The sequence below is a fragment of the Roseomonas sp. CECT 9278 genome, from assembly GCF_918698155.1.
Classification (GTDB): Bacteria; Pseudomonadota; Alphaproteobacteria; order Acetobacterales; family Acetobacteraceae; genus Neoroseomonas.
Genome location: NZ_CAKKLX010000099.1, coordinates 1 through 5008 on the forward strand (window position 1 = coordinate 1; position 5008 = coordinate 5008).

General features: G+C 77.5%; 5 protein-coding genes. All 5 read left to right on the forward strand.

Annotated features, from left to right (window positions below; all coding sequences use genetic code 11):
• A partial coding sequence (locus tag LQ222_RS25960; protein WP_230169774.1) for an O-antigen ligase family protein occupies positions 1–691 on the forward strand: 691 nt, incomplete at its 5' end.
• Positions 660–1256 (forward strand): sugar transferase, encoded by a 597-nt coding sequence (locus LQ222_RS25965; RefSeq protein ID WP_230169775.1) that lies wholly within the window; start codon positions 660–662, stop codon positions 1254–1256. The genes LQ222_RS25960 and LQ222_RS25965, both read left to right, overlap by 32 nt.
• A 51-nt stretch (positions 1257–1307) precedes the next feature.
• Positions 1308–2489, forward strand: coding sequence for a DegT/DnrJ/EryC1/StrS aminotransferase family protein (locus tag LQ222_RS25970; protein WP_230169776.1), 1182 nt, complete (start codon positions 1308–1310; stop codon positions 2487–2489).
• 4 nt (positions 2490–2493) lie between these two features.
• Positions 2494–3807, forward strand: coding sequence for a glycosyltransferase family 4 protein (locus LQ222_RS25975; protein WP_230169777.1), 1314 nt, complete (start codon positions 2494–2496; stop codon positions 3805–3807).
• Positions 3807–4871: a non-hydrolyzing UDP-N-acetylglucosamine 2-epimerase gene (gene wecB / locus LQ222_RS25980; protein ID WP_230169778.1), complete on the forward strand. Its 1065-nt coding sequence runs from the start codon at positions 3807–3809 to the stop codon at positions 4869–4871. Before LQ222_RS25975 ends, wecB begins: the two co-directional genes overlap by 1 nt.
• Positions 4872–5008 lie beyond the last annotated feature (137 nt).

Genomic DNA, 5008 nt, shown 5'->3' on the forward strand with positions numbered 1-5008 from the left:
GCTGGCGCTGGCGCTGGCGGCGGCACCGGCGATCGCGCTGTGGCGCGCCGGGCGGCGCGGCGCGGCGCTGCTGTGGCCGGGCGCGGTGGCCGGCGCGGTGGCGGGCGTGCTGGCGGTGGTGCTGGCCGATCCCGGCCTGGCCGCCGGGCTGCGCACCGTGGAACGCCTGGCGGAGGGCGATGTCGCGCAATCCTCCGGCCGTCTCGCGCTGTGGCGCGCCGCGCTGGACCACGGCGCGGCCGCGCTGCCCTTCGGGCTGGGGACCGGCGGATTCACCATCTCGGCCGGCTTCGGCGAACGGCGCGGGATGTATCCGCACAATCATGCGCTGGAGGCGCTGGCGGAGGGCGGGCTGCCCGGCATCGTCCTGTGGCTGCTGGCCTTCGGCGGCGGCGCGGTGGTGGCGGTGCTGCTGGGGGCGCGGGCCGCCGGCTGGCGCGCCGCGCGCATCGCCGCGCTGGTGCTGCCGGTGGCGCTGTCGGTGATGGTGTCGACCGACCTGGGGAACCGCATGGCGTGGTTCGCGCTGGGCCTGGCGCTCGGGCTGGGGCTGCGGTCCGATCCGGGCGGCGGCTTCGCGTCGGACCAGACCGATGCCGGCGGCGGCGGCGCCGGCCCGCTGGCGAGGCATCGCCACCGCCTGCATGAGGAGGGCGCCGATGTACGCGCGCTTCGGCAAGCGGGCGCTTGATGCCGCCGGCGCGGCGCTGCTGCTGGCGCTGCTGGCGCCGCTGCTGCTGGGCGTGGCCGGCGCGGTGCGCGTGGCGCTCGGCGCGCCGGTGATGTTCCGCCAGCGCCGCGCCGGGCAGCACGGCCGGCCCTTCACCGTGCTCAAGTTCCGCACGCTGCGCGAGGGACCCGGCGATGACGCCGCGCGCATGACCGCCTTGGGCCGCGTGCTGCGCGCGCTGGCGCTCGATGAGCTGCCGCAGCTGGTCAATGTGCTGCGCGGGGAGATGAGCCTGGTCGGGCCGCGCCCGCTGCCGCTCGACTACGTGGCGCTCTATTCGCCGCGCCAGGCCTTGCGGCTGCGGCTGCGCCCGGGCCTGGCCGGCGCGGCGCAGGCGGCCGGGCGCAACGCGGTGGGCTGGGAGACGCGGCTCGAGCTCGATGCGCGCCATGCCGAGGCGCCGCCGCGCCTGTCGCGCGACGTCGCGCTGCTGCTGCGCTGCGGGCTGCTGGCGCTGTCCGGGCGCGGCGCCTCGGCGCCCGGCCATGCGACGATGCCGGCGTTTCGTGGCGAAAAGCGATCATAACCCCTGGTTGATTTCGAATGACTGAAATATACTAACTTCGTGAATTACCTGGTGTCGCCCCGCCCGCCGCCCAGCGCACCGGTTTCCGGCGCGGCGGCCGGCGCGGCCCGGCGCATCCACCTCTCGCCGCCGCATCTCGCGGGCACCGAGATCGACCACCTGCGCGCGGTGCTGGACAGCGGCTGGGTGGCGCCCGCGGGGCCGGCCATCGCGGCCTTCGAATGCGCTGTCGGCGCGGCCACGCGCTTCCCGCATGTGCTTGCCACCGCATCGGGCACCGCGGCGCTGCACCTGGCGTATCGCGTGCTGGACGTCGCGCCGGGCGACGAGGTCTGGGCGCCGGGCTTCACCTTCGTCGCGACGGTCGCGCCGGCCGTGCAGATGGGCGCGGTGCCGCGCTTCCTCGATGTCTGCCCGCGGTCCTGGACGCTCGACCCCGGGCTGCTGCGGGCGGAACTGCGCGCCGCCGCGCGCCGCGGGCGGCTGCCGCGCGTGGTGGTCGCGGTGGACATCTATGGCCAGGCCAGCGACCTCGATGCCATCGCGGCGGCCTGTGCGCGCTACGACGTCCCGGTGCTGAGCGACAGCGCCGAGGGGCTGGGCGCGACGCTGCGTGGCGGGGCGGCGGGCCGTGGGGCGCGGCTCGCCGCCTTCTCGTTCAACGGCAACAAGATCGTCACCGCGGGCGGCGGCGGCGCCCTGGCCTCGGACGACCCGGTGCTGGTGGCGCGCGCGCGGCACCTGGCGAGCCATGCCAAGGACCCCGCCGCGCATTACCAGCATTCCGCGACGGGCCATGCCTATGGGATGTCCTCGGTGCTGGCGGCGGTGGGGCTGGCGCAGGTCGCGGTGCTGGCCGACCGGGTGGCGGCGCGGCGCGCCATCTTCGCGCGCTATGCCGCGGCGCTGGCCGACCTGCCGGGGCTGGACCCGATGCCCGAACCGGCCTGGGGCCGTGCGACGCACTGGCTGGGCGCCATCCTGGTCGATCCCGCGCGGGCCGGCACCGACCGCGACGAGATCCGCGCCGCGCTCGAGGAGGCCGGCGTGGAAAGCCGCCCGGTCTGGAAGCCGCTGCCCGACCAGCCGGTGTTCCGCGATGCGCCCGTGGCCGGCGGCGCGGTGGCGCGCGGTCTGTTCGCGCGCGGCCTGTGCCTGCCGTCGGGCACCGCCATGACCGAGGCCGAGCAGGATCGCGTGATCGCCGCCATCCGCGCCTGCTGGCGGGGCTGATCCCGTGCGGATCCTGTACCTGCACCAGCACCATTCGGGGCCGGGCGGCAGCACCTCGACGCGCAGCGATTCGCTGGCCCGCGCGCTGGCGGCGCGCGGCCATGAGGTGACGCTGGCCTGCGGGCGCTACGACGGCGCGGTCAGCGGCCTCGACGGCCCGTTCCGGCATGGCCGGCGGGCCGGCCGCGTCGCTGGCGTGCGGGTGGTGGAATTCGACATCCCCTGCGGCAACGCGATGCCGCTGCGCGCGCGCGCCGGGGCCTTCCTGCGCTTCGCCGCGCGCGCCGCGCCGCTGGCGCTGCGGGCGGAATGCGACCTGGTGGTGGCGTCCTCCACGCCGCTCACGGTCGCGATCCCGGCGCTGGCGGCGCGGGCCGTGCGCGGCACCCCCTTCGTCTTCGAGATCCGCGACCCCTGGCCGGAGGTGCCGCGCGCCCTGGGCGGCGTGCCGCGCCCGGTGCTGGCGGCGATGGAGCGCCTTGCGGACGCCGCCTGCCGCCGTGCCGCCGCGGTGGTCGCGCTGTCCGACGGCATGGCCGAGACCGCCCGCGCGCGCGGGGCCGATCCCGACCGTGTGCATGTCGTGCCGAATGGCTGTGACCTGCACCTGTTCGGCCCGCATGTCGCGCCGTGGCGGCCGGCGGCCGCGGCGCCGTGGGAATGCCTGGCGGTCTATGCCGGGGCGCATGGCGCGGCGAACGGGCTGGGCGGGCTGCTCGACGCCGCGGCGCTGCTGCGCGCGCGCGGGGCGCGGGGGGTGCGGATCCTGCTGGTCGGCGACGGCGGGCAGAAGCGCGACCTGGTCTCCCGCGCGCTGGCCGAGGGGCTCGACAACGTCACCTTCCTCGATCCGCTGCCGCGCGCGGCGCTGGGGGCGCTGTATGCCGGCAGCCAGGTCGCGCTGCACCTGCTGGCGCCGCTGCCCGCCTTCGCCGAATGGACCGCGCCCAACAAGATCATGGACGGGCTGGCGGCCGGGCTGCCGGTGGTGACCAACCAGCCAGGCCGCGCGGCGCGCATGGTGGCGGACGGACCCTCCGGCATCGCAGTGCCGGCGGGCGATGCGGCGGCGCTGGCGGATGCGCTGGCGCGGCTGGCCGGCGATCCCGCGCTGCGCGCGCGCATGGGCACGGCGGCGCGGCGCCAGGCGGTGACCACCTGGGACCGACGGCTGCTGGCGGAACGCTTCTGCGCGGTGGTCGAGGCCGCCGGACCGCCCGCGCCGCGTCGCCGGCCGGCCTCACCGCAGCCGGGCGAGGCGCCCCGGGCCTGGCCGGCGCCGGCCAAGATCGCCCCGCGCCGCGCGGACCCGCGCTGATGCTGCCGGCGCTGCACATGGTCGCGGCCGCGCGGCCGAACCTGCCCAAGCTGGCGGCGCTGTGGCACGCGCTGGCCGAGGCGCCGCCGATCTGCGCGCCCATCCTGCTGCACACCGGCCAGCACCACGACGCGGCGATGTTCGGTGACCTGCTGGAGGACCTGGCGTTGCCCGCGCCCGCCATCGCGCTTGGCGTGAGCGGCGGCACCCATGCCGAGCTGACCGGCCGCACCATGATGGCCTGCGAGGCCGCCTGGCAGCGCGACCGTCCCGCGCTGGTGGTGGTGGCGGGCGATGTCGACGGCGCGCTGGCGGCGGGGCTCGCGGCGCGCAAGCTGGGCATCCCGGTGGCGCATCTGGAGGCCGGGCTGCGCTGCGACGATGCCGACATGCCCGAGGAGATCAACCGCCGCGCGCTGGATGCGATCAGCGACATCCTCTGGGCGCCGGACGAGGCGACCGCGGCGCGGCTGCGCGCGGCCGGCCATGGCGGCGTCTGCGCGGTCGGCAATGCCATGGTGGACAGCCTGCTGCGGCACCTGCCCGCGGCGCGCGCGCGGCCCTTGCCCGAGGGCCTGTCGCCGGGCGCCTACGGCATCGTGACGCTGCACCGCCCGGCCAATGTGGACCAGGCGCCGGTGCTGCGCGCGCTGATCGCGGCGGTGGAGGCGGCGGCGGTCGCGATGCCGCTCGCCTGGCCGCTGCATCCGCGCACGCGGGCGCGGATGGAACGCTTCGGCCTGGTGCCGCCGCGTGGGGTGCGCATGATGCCGCCGCTGCGCTACCTCGATTTCCTGGCGCTGATGGCCCATGCGCGGCTGGTCGCGACCGACAGCGGCGGCGTGCAGGAGGAAGCGGCGGCGCTTGGCCTGCCCTGCCTGACGCTGCGGCCCTCGACAGAACGCCCGGCCACGCTGGCGGCCGGCGGCAACCAGCTGGTGACGCCGGCGCAGCTGGCCGAGGCCATGCGCCACCCGCCGGGCCGCGCGGCGGCGATCCCGCTGTGGGATGGGTGCGCGGGCGCGCGGATGCGGGCGCACCTGGCCGAGGTGCTGGGGTGGTGACGACGGCGCCGAGCCTGCATCGCGGCGCGCCGCGCGGCGCCTGCCGCCGCAGCGCGTGGTGCCATCGTTGGGCGGCGCGTGCCGCCGCGCATCGCCGCGGCCAGGCCGGGGCGCCGTGGCGACGGCAGGGCGCGGCG

What these genes read in the sequence shown, in the direction of transcription:
- LQ222_RS25965 (WP_230169775.1), top strand. Translation starts at nt 660, where the DNA reads ATGTACGCGCGCTTCGGCAAGCGGGCGCTTGATGCCGCCGGCGCGGCG.
- wecB (WP_230169778.1), top strand. Translation starts at nt 3,807, where the DNA reads ATGCTGCCGGCGCTGCACATGGTCGCGGCCGCGCGGCCGAACCTGCCC.